Origin of the sequence: Pseudoduganella sp. R-43 (assembly GCF_049913255.1) — a bacterium.
Classification (GTDB): domain Bacteria; phylum Pseudomonadota; class Gammaproteobacteria; order Burkholderiales; family Burkholderiaceae_D; genus Rugamonas.
On sequence record NZ_CP183988.1, the window covers coordinates 2,287,351 to 2,306,390 of the forward strand.

The following is a 19,040-nucleotide window of genomic DNA, read 5'->3' on the forward strand; positions in this document are numbered from 1 at the left end:
GTACGAGGCTCCCGATCCACCGGACTGGACGCGGCAGCGGGCATACGGCTTCAGGCCTAAATGTCGGAGGCGGATTGTGATGGAATGGCAGGCGGAGACAGCGCAAAACGACTGGAAACGCGCTTGGCCTTGAGTTGCGGGATGTGTGAGGTGAGGGGGAATGCGGTGAGAGTGCCGATTGGTCCCCCCGACTGGAATCGAACCAGTATCCCACGCTTAGGAGGCATGTGCACTATCCATTGTGCTACGGGGAGGACGCAAAGCGAGCGCAATTATAGCTGACAGGCTAGCAACAGGTAAAATGCTTGTTTTTCTGTCCCTATTTGCACCCCATGGCTGTCATTTCCTTAACATCCGCACAACTGGCTTTTGGCCACCACGCCCTGCTGGACCACGCTGAATTTTCCCTCGAGACTGGGGAGCGGATCGGCCTGATCGGGCGCAACGGCACCGGCAAGTCCTCCTTGCTGAAAATTATCGCCGGCATGCAAAAGCTGGATGACGGCCTGCTGGTGATGCAGCAAGGCCTGAAGATCGTCTACGTGGAGCAGGAGCCGCAATTCGAGACGGGCCATACCGTGCACGATGCCGTCGCCGCGGGCTTGGGCGAACTGCCGACGCTGCGCAAGGAGTATGACGCGCTGACCAGCCAGTTCGGCCAGGGCGACGATGACAAGCTGATGGAGCGCATGCACGACATCCAGGTCCTGCTGGATGCCGGTGATGCCTGGAACCTGGATAACAGGGTGGAAAACGTGCTGGGCCGCCTGAACCTGGATGGCTCGGTGCTGGTGGAAACCCTGTCGGGCGGCACCAAGAAGCGTGCCGCGCTGGCGCGCGCCCTGGTTGGCGCACCGGACGTGCTGCTGCTGGACGAACCGACCAACCACCTGGACTTCAGCTCGATCCAGTGGCTTGAGAGCCTGCTGCGCGATTTCAAGGGCAGCATCCTGTTCATCACCCACGACCGCTCCTTCCTGGATAACGTGGCGACCCGCATCATTGAACTGGACCGCGGCATCCTGCTGTCCTACCCTGGCAACTTCAGCGCCTACCAGACGCGCAAGCAGGAGCAGCTGGCGATCGAGGAAGTGGAGAATGCCAAGTTCGACAAGGTGCTGGCGCAGGAAGAGGTGTGGATCCGCAAAGGCGTTGAAGCACGCCGCACGCGTAATGAAGGTCGGGTGCGCCGCCTGGAGCGCCTGCGCGAGCAGCGCTCTGCGCGCCGCGACCAGCAAGGCCAGGTGCGCTTGGAAGTGGGCACTGGCGAGCGTTCCGGCAAGATCGTGGCGGAACTGGAAAACGTCAGCAAGGACTTCGGCGAGAAGGTCATCGTGCGCGACTTCAGCGCGATCATCATGCGCGGCGACAAGGTCGGCTTGATCGGTCCGAACGGCGCCGGCAAGACCACGCTGCTCAAGCTGATCCTCGGTGAAGAGCAGGCTGACGCCGGCACCATCAAGCAGGGCACCAAATTGCAGGTGGCATATTTCGACCAGATGCGCGCGCAGTTGAACGACAATGCCACGCTGGCCGATACCATTTCGCCCGGCTCGGACTGGGTCGAAATCAATGGCCAGCGCAAGCACGTCATGAGCTACCTTGGTGACTTCCTGTTCGAGCCGCAACGCGCGCGCTCGCTGGTGAGTTCGCTGTCCGGTGGCGAGCGCAACCGCCTGCTGCTGGCGCGCCTGTTCGCCAAGCCTGCCAACGTGCTGGTGCTGGACGAACCGACCAACGATCTCGACATCGACACGCTGGAACTGCTGGAAGAATTGCTGGAGGATTACGCCGGTACCGTCTTCCTTGTCAGCCACGACCGCATGTTCCTCGATAATGTCGTCACGCAAGTGATCGTTGCCGAAGGGCAGGGCAAGTGGAAAGAGTATGTGGGCGGCTACAGCGATTGGGAACGCGTGCGCGACGCCAGCGTTGCCGCTGCACCCGCGCCGAAGAAGGCTGAAGCAAAACCCGCCGCAGCACCGGCCGCGCCCGCGGCACCGGCGCCAGCCAAGGCAAAAAAACTCAGCTACAAGGAACAGCGCGAGCTCGAAGAATTGCCGCAACTCATTGCCAAACTGGAAGACGAACAAACCGCGCTGAACCTCACGCTGTCCGATCCGGACTTCTATAAGAAGACGCCAGCGGAAGCGAAGCGCCTCAACGAACGCATTGCGCAGATTGAAGAAGAGCTGATGGCAGCGCTGGAGCGTTGGGAAGCAATCGAATCCCGCAACAACGTTTGATGTAACTCAATCCACTCTTTGCACTTTCTCACTTTCGTGCGCTTGCGCACGATTGCCCGCTGTAATATCTGACAACCTTAATGCCGAGGCAGTCCTGCTTCGGCATTTCCAACGGGAAGGCAGATATCGTGACTTTACAGCAGCCACCTAAGCGCATTTCCCAACAGCCGCAGGCCAGCGCGGCTGCCGCGCCTGTGCTCGCACTGCGCGCCCGCAGCGGCGCCATGCCGCGCGTGCTGCCGTTTGCCACCTTCATTATTTTCATCATCTTCGCCGACGTGCTTGAACGATTCGGTGCGCACGCTAACACCATGCGCTGGCTGTATCCCGCCAAGATTGCGCTGGTGCTGGCAATGCTGCTGGCGTGGCGCAGGCATTACCGCGAATTGCGCACGCTGCCTGCCAGGCGCGACGCCTTCGTTGCCGCCGGCATCGGCGCCGGTGTCTTCGTTTTATGGCTTGCACTCGATGCGAGCTGGATGCAGATTGGCGCTGCGCGCGGTTTCGATGCCGCCGGCAGCGATGGCCGCATCGACTGGCCGCTGGTTGCCGTGCGTGCATTGGGCGCGGCCCTGGTGGTGCCAGTGATGGAAGAACTGTTCTGGCGTTCCTTCCTGCTGCGTTGGCTGGAACAACGTGATTTCCTGTCGTTGCGTCCGGCAGCTGTCGGCCTGCGTGCAGCAGCGATTTCGATTCTTCTGTTCGGTATCGAACATAACTTGTGGCTGGCCGGCATTGTCGCGGGCCTTGCCTACACCTTGTTGTACATGCGCAGCGAAACGCTGTGGACTCCCGTCCTGGGGCATGCCGTGACGAACGGCTTGTTGGCTGCCTGGATCATGGTGACCGGCAGCTGGACCTATTGGTAGTGTTACATAAGGCTAAAAATAATATGCGCATCCTGCCAACTCCATTGGCGCTGGCTGCCGCACTGGCGTGCAGTCCTGCGCAGGCGGACATCAGCGAAACCTTCAAGCCCTTTATCAGCGTGGGCCAGACCTACGACGACAACCTGCTGCGCCTGCCGGACAATACGCCGGACGGCATCCAGCGTTCCGACCGCGCCACGCAAGCCATTGCCGGCATTGCGCTGGATCGCCCCATCGGGCGCCAGAAGATTACCGGGCAAGCGAAAGTCTCGCGCGTGACTTTCGACCACTACGACCAGCTTGATTACAACGGCAAGGATTTCAGCCTGGACTGGGCCTGGGTGGTGGGCAACCACTTCGACGGCAATATCGGCGGCAGCTACCAGCAGGTGCTGACGCCGTTCAACGATTTCCACTCGGAAGAACGCAACCTGCGCACGCAGCGCCGCGAGTACGCCAACGGCGGCTGGCGCATGCATCCGAGCTGGCGCATTTACACCGGCTTCCAGCGTGACCGTTTCGACTACGAGCTGGAAGCGCAAAGCCTGAACAACCGCAAGGAAGACCGTAGTGAAGTCGGCATCGACTATCATGCGTCGAGCGGCAGCAGGGTAGGCCTGGTGGCACGCCATATCAAAGGCAACTTCCTGAACCCGCGCCGAATCGGAGCCACCTTCCTCGACCAGAACTATACGCAGGATGAGCTGAAAGCCAATATCAATTGGCTGTACAGCGACATCACGCAGTTGCAATTGCTGGCCGGCTACGCCAAGCGCAAGCACGATACCTTTACCGAGCGTGACACCAGCGGCCTTAACGGCCGCGCCACGCTGAACTGGCGGCCGCGCAGCAAGCTGCGCTTTTCCGCCGAGACCTGGCGCGAATTCGCGGCGGTGGAAAGCATCGTGGTCAACAACAGCGTCAACAAGGGCGCCAGCCTGAATGCCACCTGGGACCTCTCGGCCAAGGTGCAGGCCAACGCCGGGATCAAGCGCGAGAAACGCAAATTCGAACGCATGCCCTACGTCACCTTCAATGGCGACCCGAGCGATACCACGCGCAGCACCAATGTCGGCGTGGTCTACCAGCCCTGGCGCAAGGTCCAGCTGAGCGTGACTGGCTTCAAGGACCGCCGTACCGGCACGCCGCTGATCGGCACCGGCAGCTACAAGGCCAAGGGCGTTTCCTTCATGGCCACAGTGCAGTTCTGATGACAAGGAGCGACGATGACGGTAAACGATATTCCCCTGGTCTCCTTTTTCCAGCGTGTGCTCGATCCGCTGATCATCATGGGGATGCTGTACGCCACGTCGATGGTGTATGGGGAGCCGTTTACCGGGTATTCGCTGGTGCTGATGGTACTGGCTTTCTTCATCTCGTCGGCGGTGTACCAGCACGTCGATCCTTACCGCACCTGGCGCAGCGGACGGATCACCGCCTATGCGCGCGATATCTTCATGGGCTGGATCGTCACCGCCGTGATCCTGGTCTTCCTCGGCAATGTCAGCGGCCTGGCTTACCACTACGATGAGGCCGTAGTGTTCAGCTGGTTCCTGGCGACGCCGTTCGCGCTGCTCATGAGCCACCTGGCGGCACGCCATGTCGGTACCGACCCTGCCAAGGAAAGCGAGGTGCGCTCGGTGGTCATCGTCGGCGCCAATGAAGTGGGCACCAAGTTCGCCGCCACCGTGGAGCGCATGCCCAACCTGTTCCTCAGCGTGCGCGGCTTCTTCGATGACCGTACTGCCGACCGCCGCAAGTCGGGCCTGTCGCACCCCGTGCTGGGCAATATGGGCGAGGTGGCCGGTTTCGTGCGCGACCACCACATCAAGATGATCTTCATCAGCCAGCCGATTTCGGCCCAGCCGCGCATCCGCAAACTGCTCGATGAATTGCAGGACACCACGGCCTCGGTCTATTTCCTGCCTGATATCTATGTGTTCGACCTGATGCAAGCGCGTTTCGACAGCGTGGGCGGGATGCCGGTGGTGGCGATTTGCGAAACGCCGTTTGTCGGATTCGACGGCATCGTCAAGCGCGCCAGCGACGTGCTGATCGGCAGTGCGATCCTGATGGCGCTGGCGCCGCTGATGCTGGTGATTGCGCTGGCCGTGTGGATCAGTTCACCAGGCCCGGTGATTTTCCGCCAGCGCCGCTACGGCCTGTATGGCGAGGAAATCATCGTCTACAAATTCCGCTCGATGCGCGTGACGGAGGACGGTCCGGTGGTGAAGCAAGCCACTGCCCATGACGCGCGCATCACGAAGATCGGCGCCTTCCTGCGCCGCACCTCGCTGGATGAATTGCCGCAATTTATCAACGTGCTGCAAGGAACGATGAGCATAGTCGGGCCACGCCCGCATGCCGTTGCCCACAACGAACAATACCGCAAGCTAATCAAGGGCTATATGTTGCGCCACAAGGTCAAGCCGGGCATTACCGGCTGGGCCCAGGTCAACGGCCTGCGTGGTGAAACGGAGACCCTGGAAAAGATGGAGGCGCGCATCCGCTATGACCTGGACTACCTGCGCCACTGGTCGCTGTGGCTCGACCTGTGGATCATCTTGCGGACAGTCAAGGTGGTGTTGAAGCGGCAAAACGCGTACTGAGTCAATCGTGCGCGCTGGTCGCGCTATTAGAATGAGTTGCAACAGTCGAGGGAGGATATTTTGAAGCACATCAACCCGAATATGGCTTTCGCGGGCATGCTGGTGGTCCTCGTTTCCGCCTGCAGCAGCAAGGCGGAACAGAAACCGGGCCAGGCCCTGGCCAACGTCAATGGTGAGGAAATCACCGTGATGCAGTTGAACGACGAACTGTCGCGCAGTAACGCTCCGGCCGCGCAACAGGAAGCCGCGCGCAAGCAGGCACTGGAGGCCCTGATCGACCGCCAGTTGCTGATCGGCGAAGCGGCGAAAGAGAAGGTCGACCGCGATCCGCGCGTGGTGCAGGCGATCGAGAGGGCGCGCTCGGTGATCCTGGCGCAAGCCTATATGCAGAAGCGCCTCGGCACGCCGGCCAAGCCGACCGCGGCGGAAGTGGAAGCCTATTACAGCCAGAACCCGCAATTCTTTGCGCAACGCAAGCATTTCGACATGCGTGAAATCATCTTGCCGACACGCGAGGTGAACGATGAGTTGAAGGCGGTAATGGACAAGACCCGTTCGCTCGATGAGGTGGCAGCCTGGCTCGACCAGCACAAGGTCAAGTACCAGAAGGCGCAACTGAGCCGCAGCGGCTCGGAGCTGCCGCCGGAACTGTCGGCCAAGTTGCTGGCGCTGTCGAAGGGCCAGCTCTTCATCGTGCGCGAGGGCGAGCGCAGCATGCTGGTCACCATTGCCGATATCCGTTCTTCGCCGGTGGAACTGGATGCGGCCAGGCCGCAGATCGAGCAATACCTGGTCGCCAAGAAGGGCAAGGAGTCGGCCGAGGAGGAGGTCAAGCGCCTGCGCGCCAGCGCCAAGATCGCCTATATCAACCAGCCCTCGCCGGTAGCGGATGCGGGCGCCCCGGCCACCGCACTGGAACGTGGTGTGGCCGGCCTGAAATAATACTGGATCGAGGAGCAATCATGAAACGACTACTGATGTGGATGGTGGCGATGGCTTTCGTACTGGGTGCAGGCTTTGCACAGGCGGCCGACCTGACGCTGGGCGCAGGCGACGTGATCAAGGCTTCCGTGTTCGGCAACCCGGACATGGCGACAGAGACCCGGGTCAGCGAATCGGGCAAGATCACCTTCCCCTTGCTGGGGGAAGTCAAGGTCAGCGGCATGACAGTGCAGCAGGCCGAGCGGGCGATTGGCGAGCAGCTGGTCAAGAAGGGCTACCTGAAAACGGCGCAGGTCAGCATCATCGTCTCGCAGATCCAGAGCGCGCAAGTGTCGGTGCTGGGCATGGTGAACCGTCCGGGGCGCTATCCGCTCGATGGCGGCAAGCGCGGGGTGATGGACATGCTGGCGCAGGCCGGCGGCTTCAATGCCGATGGCGGCGATACCGTGAGTGTGGTGCGCACCCGCGATGGCAAGACCACCAAGACCGTGATCGACGTGGTCGACATGGTGCGCAATGGCGCGCTGGACAAGGAGATCGAGCTCGGCCCCAACGATGTGATCTATGCCGAGCGTTCGCCGCGCTTCTACATCTATGGCGAGGTGCAGCGCCCCGGTTCCTTCCGGCTGGAGCGCACCATGACGGTCAGCCAGGCGCTGGCGGTGGGCGGCGGCCTGACCCCGCGCGGCACTGAAAGCGGCATCAAGATCAAGCGCCGCGGCGGTGACGGCACGGTGCAGGTGATCGCCGCCAAGAACGAGGACGTGGTGCAGACCGACGACGTCATCTTCATCAAGGAAAGCTGGTTCTAAGGAGGTGTCATGAATTTCGCCCAGTTCCTGCTGATCCTCCAGGCGCGCAAGAAGATCGTGCTGCTGACCTTGCTGGTCACGGTGGCCGCCACCCTCGTAGTCAGCCTGCTGCTGCCCAAGACGTATGAGGCGACCAGTTCGCTGGTGATGAATTACAAGGGCGTCGATCCGCTGACCGGCATGGCCCTGCCGGGCCAGCTCTTGCCCGGCTATATGGCGACGCAGATCGACATCATCAGCAGCAAGAATGTCGCGCTGCGCGTGGTGGACCAGCTCAAGCTGGCCGAAAGCCCGGCCGTCATCGCCCAGTTCAATGAGTCGACAGGCGGCAAGGGCACAGTGCGCGATTGGCTGGCCGACCTGCTGCAGAAGAAGCTCGATATCGTGCCGGCCAAGGAAAGCTCGGTGCTGAACGTCACCTTCAAGGCTTCCGATCCGCAGTTTGCCGCCGCGGTGGCCAATGCCTTCGCCGACGAATACCAGAAGATCAATGTGCAGCTCAAGGTCGAGCCGATGAAGAAGGCCACCAATTATTTCAACGCACAGTTGAAAGTGCTGCGCGATAACCTGGAAGTGGCGCAGGCCAAGCTGTCGAAATACCAGCAGGAGCACGGCATCGTCAGCGTCGACAACCGGCTCGACGTCGAATCGATGCGCCTGAACGACCTGTCGGCGCAATTGGTGGCGGCGCAGTCGCAGGCGATGGAAGCCAATTCGCGGCAGTCGGTGGCGCGCGGCTCCGGCAGCGCTTCGCCGGACGTGACGGCCAGCCCGGTGGTGCAGAACCTGCGCGTCAACCTGGCGCAGCAGGAATCCAAGCTGGCGGAAATGGGCCAGCGCCTGGGCCGCAACCACCCGCAATACCAGAGCGCCGCGGCCGAAGTGGCGCGCCTGCGGGCCGGCCTCAATGAGCAGACCGCCCTGGTTACTTCCTCGGTCAGCAACAACGCCAATGTCTTTGCCCAGCGCGAAGCAGCGTTGCGCACGGCGCTGGCCGACCAGAAGACCAAGGTGCTGCAGCTGAACCGCCAGCGCGATGAAATGAATGTGCTGAACAAGGATGTCGAGAGCGCCCAGCGTGCCTTCGACAATGCCTCGCAGCGCTCTTCGCAGACCCGCATCGAGGGCGGCTCCGACCAGTCCGACGTGTCGGTGCTGAACCCGGCCGTGGCGCCGATCGAGCCGGCTGGTCCGCGCGTGGTACTGAACACGGTGCTGTCGCTGCTGCTGGGGAGCATGCTGGGCATCGGCATTGCGATGCTGTCTGAAATGTTCGATCGCCGCGTGCGGTCGGAAGCCGACCTGGCCGAAGTGGTGCACATTCCGGTGCTGGCCACGATCGACTGGAATCCGCCGCGCCAGCGCCGCTTCGGCCTGCCGCACCTGCATGCGCCGCGCACGCTGCGGCTGAACTGAGGAGGTGCTGATGAACAGCCCATTGCATTTCAATCCCGCCTCGCCGCACGGCGTGGGCGATGCGACCATCGGCGCCCTGCTGCAGGAAGCGGGCAAGCTGACGCCGGAAAATACCGATGCCGTGCTGCGCATGCAGGAGGAAACCGGCGTGCGCTTCGGCGAGGCGGCGCAGGCGCTGGGCATGGTCAGCGCGGCCGACATCCAGCAAGTGCTGGCGCGGCAGTTCGACTATCCCTATATCCCGGCCGGGGAAAAGTATTTCTCTTCGCGTCTGGTCGCTGCCTACGATCCCTTCAGCCGCCAGGTCGAAAAGCTGCGCGCAGTGCGCGGCCAGCTGATGCTGCGCTGGTTTGCACGCGGCCACAAGTCGCTGGCCATCGTCGGCGTCGAGCCGGGTTCCGGCACCAGCCTGTTCGCCGCCAACCTGGCGGTGGTGTTCTCGCAGCTGGGGCAGAACACGCTGCTGGTGGACGCCAACCTGCGCCAGCCCTCGCAGCACGAGATCTTCAACCTGCAGGGCAAGACAGGGTTGTCGGACATGCTGGCCGGGCGCGCCACGATGGCGGCGGTGACGCGCATCGACGCGTTCGAATCGCTGTCCGTGCTGGGCGCCGGCACGCTGCCGCCCAATCCGGCCGAACTGCTGGCGCGCAAGGACTTCACCGGCCTGAATGCCCAGCTTGAGGCGCTGCACGATGTCGTGTTGTACGACACCTCGGACGTGCTGACGGCGCACGACTCGCTGCCGGTTATGGCGCGGGCCCACGGCGTGCTGCTGGTGGTGCATCGCAATGCCACCTCGCTGTACGAGGTGGCGGCGCTCAGCGAGCAGGTGCGCTATGCCGGGGCCGAAGTGGTAGGTTCCGTGCTGCTGGAGTTCTGAGTGGACCCGGGCCTGGCCATCCGCCCGCAAGCCGCAGCGCGTGCGGCCCTGCGTGATGCGCTGCCCGATTGGGCGCCCGTCCTGGTCGGCATGCTGGTGCTGTATGTCCCCACCTTCTATCGCCTGTTCAGCGGCTTGTGGGCGACCGAGGAGCAGGCCCATGGGCCGATCATCCTGCTGCTTGCGCTGTGGCTGATGTACCGGCAATGGCCGGCCATGCTGGCGCGCGCCGATGGCCAGCCCGCCGCTGCCGGCTGGCCGGTGCTGGGCGTGGGCCTGCTGGCCTATATCCTGGGCCGCTCGCAAGGCATCATCGCCTTCGAAATTGCCTCCTTCGTCCTGTTGCTGGCCGCGGTGCTGATGCTCAAATGCGGCCATGGCGCGCTGCGCGTGCAGTGGTTCGCCTTCTTCTTCATGGCCTTCATGGTACCGCTGCCCGGGCCCCTGGTCGGCATGCTGACCATGCCGATGAAGATGGCGGTGTCCTGGGCGACGGAGCACATGCTGTATGCGGCGGGCTATCCGATTGCGCGCAGCGGCGTGATCCTGCAGGTGGGCCAGTACCAGTTGCTGGTGGCCGATGCCTGTGCCGGGCTGCAGACCCTGCTGACGCTGGAGGCGCTCGGGCTGTTTTACCTGAACGTGGTGCGGCATTCCTCGGCCTTCCGCAACGTGGCGCTGGCGCTGCTGATCATCCCGATCTCCTTTACCGCCAACGTGATCCGCGTGATCACGCTGTCGCTGGTGACCTACTACCTGGGCGATGCGGCAGGGCAGGGCTTCCTGCACGGCTTTGCCGGCATGGTGCTCTTCATCACGGCGCTGCTGCTGATTATCGGCGTGGACGCCTTCCTGCAATGGTTCGTCAGGTGGCGAAACTCATGAAAAAATCAATGATGGTGAGCTTGGCGCTGGGCGCGCTGATGGTGTGTTCCGCCGCGCTGACTCGGGCCTTGACCCCGACGGCGCGCATGGCCGATGCGGCTGGGCGCTTCAGCCTGGAGCAGATGGTGCCGCGCACCTTCGGCGAGTGGCAGGTCGATACGCGGGTGATGCCGCTGCAAGTCGATCCCGCCACGCAGGCCAAGCTGGACAAGATCTACAACCAGACCCTCGGCCGCACCTATGTCAACCGCAATGGCGAGCGCATCATGCTGTCGATCGCTTACGGTGGCGACCAAGGCGACAATATGGGCGTGCACAAGCCTGAGGTCTGCTATACGGCGCAGGGCTTCACCGTGCGCGATGGCCGGAAAAGCAGCCTCGATACGGGACTCGGCGTGCTGCCGGTGAAGCGCTTGTTTGCCGTTGCCGGTGCGCGCCAGGAACCGATTACCTACTGGATCACGGTCGGGCGCAAGGCGACCATGCCCGGCGTCGACCAGCGCCTGCAGGAATTGCGCTACGGCTTGAGCGGCACGGTGCCGGATGGCATGCTGGTGAGGGTGTCGAGCATCAGCGCCGATTCCGCTCCGGCTTACGCGCTGCATGACCAGTTCGTACGCGCACTGCTGTCTGCGCTCGACAAGCCCGCGCGCGAGCGCCTGGTCGGCGTGTTCGAAGGATAGGGGGCGACGATGCGCATGCCATTGTTCCACCGGGCTGCAGCGGGAACTGCCGTCGCCGCCGGACCGCGCGCGCTGGTTCGTCCCAATCGCGGGCTGCCGCTGATGCTGCTGCTCCCCTTCCTGCTGCTGGCGGTCTTCGTCGGCGTGGTCGGCGGGCTCGATTCGCCGCCGCTGGTGGCCATCGTCGGCACGGCCGTCTTGTCGGTGCTGATGGTGTTCGTCCTGCCGCTGCATGGCATGTTCTGGTGCCTGTTCGTGCTGACCTTCCTGCTGCAGGGTTCGGCCGTCTACTTCCTGAAATTGCGGCCGGCCGCCTGGCTGGCCTTCGGCCTGGCCATCTTGTTCTTTTGCCGCGCACTGCTTGACCTGGTGGTGCACAAGCGCGAGCAGCAGCGCATGCGCAAGGGCGACGGCTCGACCGTTGAGCTGGCGGCTGTGTTGTTCGTGGCGGCCTTCGTGATCAGCCTGGTGTTCAACCGCGTGCCGAAGTCGCAGATCTTCTCGGCGGCGAAAGCCATGCTGCCGATGTTTTCGGTGCTGTTTGCCCTGTACTGGTTTCGCTGGAAGGAGCAGCACCTGGAGCTCAGCTGGCGCATGATGTTCTGGGTCGTGCTGGTGCAGGTGCCTGTGGTGCTGTACCAGCACTTTTTCGTCGCCACGACAACCACCTTCGATTCCATCGTGGGGACCTTTGGCGGCACGCCTGGCTTTGGCGGCAATAGTGCAATCATGGTCTTGTTCACCGTGCTGGCCATGGGCTATGCCGCTTCGCGCTGGAACGCGGGCCAGATGTCGGGCAAGGCGATGTGGGCTTTCCAGGCGACCGGCTTTGCCATCATCCTGTTGGGCGAGGTGAAGGCTGCTTTCGTCTGGTTGCCGCTGGTGCTGGCCTGGGTGCTGCGGAAGCGCATCCTGCGCAGCATCGGCGCCTTCATCGGCTTTGCCGTGCTGCTAGCAGCCTTCGTCGGCACCACGTACACCGTGTACGAAACGCTGTACTGGGGCAAGAAGGTGCAGTCGGCGCATAGCATGGCCGAAAAGCTGGACCGCGGCGGCGGCTACTTCTTCGACCCGAACAACGTCAATTACCGCACCGGCGAGATCAGCCGCGCCGCTTCGCTTGCGCTGTGGGCGCATGACCCGCTGGCTTCGGTGCCGCGCCGCCTGGTCGGCTACGGACCGGGCGCCAGCAAACCGTCCGGCCTGCTCGGCGCGGGCGAGGTCGCCAAGCGCTACCAGCCGCTGCATCTCGATGCCACGGCGCTGGCGATCCTGCTCTGGGATGTGGGCCTATTGGGCGCTCTCGCTTATAGCTCCATGCTACTGTTTTCACTGCTAGCTGCCTGGCGCTACGTGCGCCGAAAACAAGGTAGCGTGGCCCAGCTCGCGCTGGCAGATACCTGTGTCGCAGCCATGCTGCTGTTCCTGATGATGCTCGTATATAACCGCGCGCTGATGGATGAACCCACCGCCCAGCTGCTCCTGATGATGTGCATGGGGACGATTGTCCAGTTGTGCCGTTTCGGCTCGTCCCAAGGCTAGGGGATTGTGTCATTTCTGAGCGACACTGTTACAAAAATTTTGTCGCACGGAAACGAATTTGTGAAATGCGTGATGTTAGACTTTCCTTGTTGTGCCGGATCAAAAAGTCGTTAACTTATTGATTCGCAAACGAAATTGTCTGGAGAGTATCACATGAAATTCGTTAAATATTCCCTCTTGCCCCATGCAGTCTTCGCCGCCCTGGCCACGTTCGCAAGTGCGAGCCGCGCCGACTGGGCGATTTCCCCCAACATCGAAGCTGTGCGCCCGGCGCCGGACAAGATGCAATTGCAGCCACAGAATCCGCCGGGATTTTCCTGGTCGCGTTATCCGATCGCTACTTCGTCCACCTGGTACCTGGTCATCATCCAGCCGCCCGGCACCGCCTCGCCCATCAAGCACGTGGTGCCGCGCAACTGGCTGCTGCCGACCCACGCTTTCGCCACAGCCGGCATCTATACCTGGAAGGTGGCGCCGTTCACCCGCACCCAGGCCATGAACGATGCCGACGCGGCAGCGCGCGCCAAGGCCAAGGCTGCCGGCTCGAACCTGGCGCAGATCGAAGCGGCAGCCGAAGCCGCAGTGGTGCCGCTGGCTGAAGCGGTGGCCAAGGACTGGTCGACCGTGCGCAGCTTCACCATCGACAGCAGCGCCATCAAGTTCGAGGTCTACGACAACGCCACCCTGCGCGACAATGTGCTGCGCCATGGCCGCTCGCGCACGCTGGCGCCGAACTTCCTGCCTTACCTGAAGTGGACCTCGGCCATGGTGACCGAGCGCGGCGACCAGGTGCGGCGCCTGATCGAGACCGTGCAGTCGCGCCTGACCATGGCGCCGGTGCGTGACAGCGATTGGCCGCTGATCAGCAGCGGCACCATGACCACGGCGCTCAGCAACCAGAACTCCGATATCCGCAACCGCATCAACCGTACGGCGCACCAGGTGGAAGCGGCTGCCTTGTTGTACCGCCTGAAGCAGGGCGAGGCCATCGCCACCGCCTACCTGAACGAAGCGATCAAGCGCGGCGACGAACTGGCTGCGCTGAGCCCGACCGGGCCGACCAGCTATGCCAACCAGGACCAGGCGACGCGCACCATCGCGCTGTCGCTGTCGAAGGCGCTCGACATGCTGTGGAATAACCTCGACGCCACGCGCAAGGCAAACTGGCAAGCTTCCATCGCGCGCCGTACCACGGATATCTACAACGACCTGGCCGGCAGCAATGGCCGCATGGACCAGTACCCGTATGACGCCCACGGCGGCAACACGCTGGGCTTCCTGGCGCTGATCGCGGCGCTGAACCTGGGCGACGTGCCGGCGGCGCAGACCTGGTTCGACTTTGCGGTGCGCACCTACGTGCACCAGGTGTACACCTGGAGCGGTCCGGAAGGCGGCTATGCCAACGGCACCGCCTATGGCCAGGCGGCGGCCGATTTCTCGATCCAGATCTGGGACCCGCTGAGCCAGGCGCTGGGCGTGTCGATCTACCGCAAGCCATGGTCGGACGGCTTCCTGCGCTTCATGGCGCACTTCGTCCCGCCAGGCACGCCGAACCACGTGTTTGGCGATGGCCACGAAGACGTGCCCAACACCTATCTGCTGAAGGCCTTTGCGTCGCGCTTCAATACGCCGGCGGCAAAATGGTACTTCAGCAGCATGGTCGGGGTGGAGGATCCACTGACCCTGCTGCAGGCGCCTTCGCCGCTGCCGGTCAATACCGTGACGACCGCGCTGCCGCCGCCGAACGGCGCCTTTTATCCGAGCGTGGGCTGGGCCGCCATGCACAGCTCGCTGGCGGACGTGAAGCGCACTTCGTTGTACTTCAAGTCCAGCCCCTACGGTTCGTACAACCACAGCCACGGCGACCAGAATTCAATCGTCCTGAACAGCGGCGGCAAGCGCCTGCTGATCGAGGCCGGGTATTACGACTGGTACGGCTCGCCCCTGTGGAGCAGCTGGTACCGCGCGACCAAGTCGCACAATGCGGTGACCTACGACAACGGCGTCGGCCAGCGCATCGAGGGCAACACGGTGAACCTGGGCCGCAACGGCAAGATCACCGGCTTCTCGACCACTTCCGCCATGGATTATGTGGAGGGCGATGCCACGCCGGCGTTTGAAGGCGCGTTGTCGCTGAACCGGCGCAAGGTGTGGTATTTCCGCAGCCAGGACGCGGCAGTGGTGATGGATACGCTGACCGCGCCGGTGGCCCATTCCTGGGAATGGAACTTCCACGCGGCGGTTGCCATCACGGTCAACGCCGACGGCACGGCAACCATCGTCAACGGCGACCGCTCGCTCTGCGTGCGCTCGATCACGCCGGGGGCCACCCTGGTCAAGCGTGACGGTCCGGCGCCGCGCACCGGTATCGAGGAGCATGCGGCGTTCACGCGCCCGGCCGCGCTCAAGGGCGAGTTCGTGATCTTGCTCGATGTGGGCTGCAAGAAGCCGGCAGTCAAGCTGACCACCGGCACCACCAGCCGCGTGCTGACGGTGGGCAGCCAGACCATTACGCTGCCGCTGCCTTGAGCCGCCAGGGGGACTGAGCCATGCTATGACAGCACCATACTCGGGCCCCCAGACGCGGCGTAATATCGCCGCTTTCCTGGTAGGCAAGGTGCCTACCGCCGTGCTGACAGCCTGCGTGCTTGGGTTGTCGGCACGGGTGCTGCCGTCCGCCGAGTTCGGCCACTACGTGGTCGGCATGGCGCTGGTGGAACTCGTCCTCGGGCTGTCGAGTTTCGGCCTCGACTGGGTGCTGCTGCGCTTCCTTCCCGAATATCGCTTGCGCGGCAGCCGCCAGGCGCTGCTGCGCCTGGTGCTGGCGGTCGCCGCCTGCCGCATGCTGGTGCTGGCCCTGGTCGCTGGCGGGCTCCTGCTGGCGCGCGGCGCCGGCGTGCTGCCCGTTTCGTTCCCGGCCGAACTGGCCAGTGTGGCGGCCATCCTGTTGGTGGTGGAGGGCGTGATGCGCATCCTGCGCGACAACACGCTGGAGGCGCTGGCCCTGCAATCGCGCATGCAGCTGGTCACGGTGCTGCGCGGCGCTGTGATCGCCTGCGCCTTGCTGGCGATGGGCAGCGGCACGGCACGCCAGCTGCTGCTGGCGGAACTGGCGGCCAGCGCCGGTGCGCTGCTGCTGGCGGCGGGCTTTGTGGCGCATGCGGCGCGCAGCTTGCCGGTTCACGCGCATGCCGGTTGGCCGCCGCCCACGCAGGCGCAAATGCGCTCCGTAGCCTTGCATAACTATGCCAGCGGCATTGTTGAATACCTGTATTCGCCGTCCTGCCTGATCCTGCTGCTGGCGCGCAGCCAGGCGCCGGAAGCCATGGCGGGACTGGGATTCGTCCTGCGTTTGACGGATATCATCCGCAACTACATGCCCGGCATGGTAATTTTCTCGGTAGTGCGCTCGCGCATGATCGGCGCCTATGCGGGCAATCGTGACTACGGCGAATTGCAGCGCTGGGCGCACTTCGTCTTCAAGGTCAGCGCCCTGAGCTTGCTGCCGGTGCTGGCGGTGGCGGCAGTGTATGGCGACCTGGTGCTGCAGCTGGCCAGCGGCGGGCGCTTTGGCGAATACCGCCTGCTGTTTGCGGTGCTGTGCGGCTGGCTGGCGCTGCGCCTGCATCGGCTGATCCTCAACGTGGTATGCAATGCGGTTGGACTGATGGGCATGTGGGCGCTGGCCTCGCTGTGTTCCTTGCTGGTGCTCCCCTTGCTGGCCTGGCTGGGCTCTGCGGCCCTGGGCTTGTGGCTGGTGCCTGCCGCCTTGCTGGGCAATGAGCTGATCGTCAACGGGCTGGTGGTGACGGGCATGCGGCGGCGCGGATTCGCCTGGCCGCTGGGCTTGCGCTGGTGGGCGCGCGCACTGCTGGCAATTGGTGCGGCGGCTTGCGTGGCCTGGCTGTTGCCGGGGCAGGGCGTGCTGGGCGCAGCGGTCGGAGCCATGCTGCTGTGCGCCGTTTTTGCTGTAGCGCTGCTATTGTCGGGTGCAATTGATGAGAAAGATCGACAGCTCATCAACCGAGTACTGGGACGCAAACTACTGCGCGAGGCCTCATGAAAGTGCTTGCCATCTATCCAGGATTGAATCCAACCTTCGACGAAGTAGCCTATGTGCTGCCGCCCCTGGTTGCGAAAGGCGTGGCGGTGCAGGTTGTGACGTCGCGCGTGTCGGCGCTCAAGAGTTCGGAGCCGGGCGAGGCATACGAAAATTTCCAGGGCGTACCGATCCACCGCATCTTTCCTAGCCTGCGCGCGCTGTCGCACGAAGCGGGGCGCTACCTGCCGCAAGTGCGCGAGATTGTCGATGCCTTCCGGCCGGATGTGCTGCTGGTGAATTCCTTCCACAGCCTGCCGTTGCTGGAGTTGTTGCGCCCCTTGTATCCGGTGCCGGTGCTGCTGCGGGTGGAGTCGGCCGACCCGGTGCAGCTGCTGCGGCGGCGCTATTACGGCGGCGTGCCGGCGCTGGGGCGGGTTGCGGGGCGCATGCGCTGGTGGCAGGTGTGCGGGCAGGTCGATGCGCTCATGAGCAACGATCCGGCGGACCTGCCGCAACTGGCCACGCTTGGCTTGCGCGGGCGGCGCGCCTACTACGCGGCGCATTGCGCGCAGCGGCCGGCGGACTGGCGGCCAGCGCGCGAGCGGCGGCAGGGCGAAATGATCTATGTCGGTTCGCTGATCCGCCACAAGAATTGCGAACGCTGGCTGGAGACGGTGCCTGCCATCCTCGAGCACACGCCGGTGGAGCGCTTCGTGGTGATCGGCCGCGGGCCGTATGCGCATATTGTCAAGCAGCTGCAGGAACGGCTTGGCGATCGCGTCGAGCATGTGGAAGGGGTGACGCGCATCGAGGCGCTGCAACGCCTGTCGTCGGCCTGGTTCGCCTATACGGAGAGCCATTCGGGGTGGGGCTTCCTGTGCGATGCGTGGTCGACGCGCACACCGGTGCTGTGCCCGCAATCGACTTTCAGCATCGTGCCTGGATGGACCGGGATGATGCCGCAGGACGTGCCGGCAATGCTGGCGACCATCAACCGCCTGTATGACGATGCCGAGTACTACAGCACCTTGCAGGATGGCGGCGCGCTGCGCTACGCCTCGGAACATACGGCCGAGGTGGTGAGCCGGCAGTATATGCAGATCTTGCGCGAGGTGGTGGCGGAGGGGCGGCGGCCATGATCCATGTCCTGCTTCCGCAAGCGAGCAGCTATCGCGACATCACCGGCTACCTGCGCGAACGCGGTGCGCGCGTGACGATCGTGGGCTCCGGCGCGCAGGGCATGAGCGGCAAGCTGTCCATCGTGATGTCGATGTTCTCGCCGAAGCTGCTGCGCTGTTTCGGCTTGTGGCAAAAGACCGACCGCTTGCTGGTGGTTGGCTGGCAGGCGCTACCTGTGCTGGCGCTGGTCAAGGCGGGCTTGCTGCCGCGGCCGCAGCGCCTGCTGGTCATGAGCTGCTTCGTCCACGGCAAGCGCGCGCGCCGCATTGCCGACCGCGTGCTGCGCGCGCTGCGCGTGCCGGGCCTGGGCTTCATCGCCTTCTCGCCGGGGGAGGCGCGCAACCTGGTCCAGAACGTCGGCATGGCGCCGCAGGACGTGCATTGCCACTTGTGGCGGCAGGAGCTGGATGGCCGGGCCGCGCAACAGGATGATGACGGCAGTATTTTCGCAGGCGGTTTCTCCAATCGCGATTACGACCTGTTGCTGGAAGCAGCCGAACCCCTGCCGGCACCGCTGGTGATCGTCGCTTCGCAGCGCAACCAGATACGCCAGCCGGCGCGCGGCAGCACCCGCATCCTGCGCGACCTGCCGGAGGCTGAATTCGAAGGTTTGCTGGCGCGCAGCAGCGTGGTGGCGATGCCGCTGCGCGGCGTTGGCGAGGCCTGCGGCCAGAGCGTCCTGCTGCGCGTCCTGCGGCATGGGAAGCCGCTGGTCGCGACCCGCCACGAGTCGATTGAAGCCTATCTCGGCGAGGACTACCCGGGCTTCGTCCCGCATGACGACGTAGGCGCGATGCGCGAAGCGCTGGCGCGTGCGATCGAGCAACCGGCGCGGCGCGCCGAACTTGCACAGCGCGTGCGGCTGGCGGCGGGAAAGCTGGAAGGGCGAGGCGAACCGGGCGCTGAAATCGAGCAGTTCTTGCTAGGATGAA

15 protein-coding genes and 1 tRNA gene are annotated in these 19,040 nt (G+C 63.8%); 15 read left to right on the plus strand and 1 reads right to left on the minus strand.

The window, feature by feature from the left end; all coding sequences use genetic code 11:
• Positions 1 to 179: 179 nt before the first annotated feature.
• Positions 180 to 254, minus strand: a tRNA-Arg gene (locus tag ACN9M3_RS10430).
• Positions 255 to 332: 78 nt separating this feature from the next.
• Here ACN9M3_RS10430 and ACN9M3_RS10435 point away from each other — a divergent pair.
• The 15 genes from ACN9M3_RS10435 to ACN9M3_RS10505 all read left to right on the plus strand — a co-directional run bounded on the left by ACN9M3_RS10435 (position 333) and on the right by ACN9M3_RS10505 (position 19,039).
• Entirely contained in the window at positions 333 to 2,246 is a 1,914-nt protein-coding gene (locus tag ACN9M3_RS10435; RefSeq protein ID WP_426322302.1) for an ATP-binding cassette domain-containing protein, read from the plus strand.
• Positions 2,247 to 2,374: 128 nt separating this feature from the next.
• Entirely contained in the window at positions 2,375 to 3,115 is a 741-nt protein-coding gene (locus tag ACN9M3_RS10440) for a CAAX prenyl protease-related protein (RefSeq protein ID WP_426170534.1), read from the plus strand.
• A 23-nt stretch (positions 3,116 to 3,138) separates the two neighbouring features.
• On the plus strand, positions 3,139 to 4,326 hold the full coding sequence (gene epsL, locus ACN9M3_RS10445) for an XrtB/PEP-CTERM-associated polysaccharide biosynthesis outer membrane protein EpsL (protein ID WP_426170535.1): 1,188 nt from the start codon (positions 3,139 to 3,141) through the stop codon (positions 4,324 to 4,326).
• Positions 4,327 to 4,341: 15 nt separating this feature from the next.
• Positions 4,342 to 5,724, plus strand: a complete 1,383-nt coding sequence (locus tag ACN9M3_RS10450) for an undecaprenyl-phosphate glucose phosphotransferase (RefSeq protein ID WP_426170537.1) — start codon at positions 4,342 to 4,344, stop codon at positions 5,722 to 5,724.
• A gap of 60 nt (positions 5,725 to 5,784) precedes the next feature.
• Positions 5,785 to 6,666, plus strand: coding sequence for an EpsD family peptidyl-prolyl cis-trans isomerase (locus ACN9M3_RS10455; protein ID WP_426170538.1), 882 nt, complete (start codon positions 5,785 to 5,787; stop codon positions 6,664 to 6,666).
• Positions 6,667 to 6,686: 20 nt separating this feature from the next.
• A complete protein-coding gene (gene epsE / locus ACN9M3_RS10460; RefSeq protein ID WP_426170540.1) occupies positions 6,687 to 7,478 on the plus strand; it encodes a polysaccharide export protein EpsE in 792 nt (263 codons plus the stop codon).
• 9 nt (positions 7,479 to 7,487) lie between these two features.
• Complete coding sequence (epsF, locus tag ACN9M3_RS10465) at positions 7,488 to 8,894, plus strand: chain length determinant protein EpsF (protein WP_426170541.1); 1,407 nt, start codon at positions 7,488 to 7,490, stop codon at positions 8,892 to 8,894.
• Positions 8,895 to 8,904: 10 nt separating this feature from the next.
• Entirely contained in the window at positions 8,905 to 9,777 is an 873-nt protein-coding gene (gene epsG, locus ACN9M3_RS10470) for a chain length determinant protein tyrosine kinase EpsG (protein WP_426170543.1), read from the plus strand.
• Positions 9,778 to 10,662, plus strand: coding sequence for an exosortase B (xrtB, locus tag ACN9M3_RS10475; RefSeq protein ID WP_426322306.1), 885 nt, complete (start codon positions 9,778 to 9,780; stop codon positions 10,660 to 10,662). It begins immediately after the preceding gene.
• The gene (epsI, locus tag ACN9M3_RS10480) at positions 10,659 to 11,345 is read left to right on the plus strand and encodes an exosortase-associated protein EpsI, B-type (protein ID WP_426322308.1); all 687 of its coding nucleotides are present in this window, start codon (positions 10,659 to 10,661) and stop codon (positions 11,343 to 11,345) included. Before xrtB ends, epsI begins: the two co-directional genes overlap by 4 nt.
• A gap of 9 nt (positions 11,346 to 11,354) precedes the next feature.
• A complete protein-coding gene (locus ACN9M3_RS10485; protein WP_426170548.1) occupies positions 11,355 to 12,887 on the plus strand; it encodes a hypothetical protein in 1,533 nt (510 codons plus the stop codon).
• A 153-nt stretch (positions 12,888 to 13,040) separates the two neighbouring features.
• A complete protein-coding gene (locus tag ACN9M3_RS10490) occupies positions 13,041 to 15,416 on the plus strand; it encodes a heparinase II/III domain-containing protein (protein ID WP_426170549.1) in 2,376 nt (791 codons plus the stop codon).
• 25 nt (positions 15,417 to 15,441) lie between these two features.
• A complete protein-coding gene (locus tag ACN9M3_RS10495; RefSeq protein WP_426322311.1) occupies positions 15,442 to 16,950 on the plus strand; it encodes a hypothetical protein in 1,509 nt (502 codons plus the stop codon).
• Positions 16,947 to 18,068 (plus strand): glycosyltransferase, encoded by a 1,122-nt coding sequence (locus tag ACN9M3_RS10500; protein ID WP_426322313.1) that lies wholly within the window; start codon positions 16,947 to 16,949, stop codon positions 18,066 to 18,068. The genes ACN9M3_RS10495 and ACN9M3_RS10500 overlap by 4 nt, the downstream gene beginning before the upstream one ends.
• Entirely contained in the window at positions 18,065 to 19,039 is a 975-nt protein-coding gene (locus ACN9M3_RS10505) for a glycosyltransferase (RefSeq protein WP_426322315.1), read from the plus strand. Before ACN9M3_RS10500 ends, ACN9M3_RS10505 begins: the two co-directional genes overlap by 4 nt.
• Position 19,040: the final 1 nt, after the last annotated feature.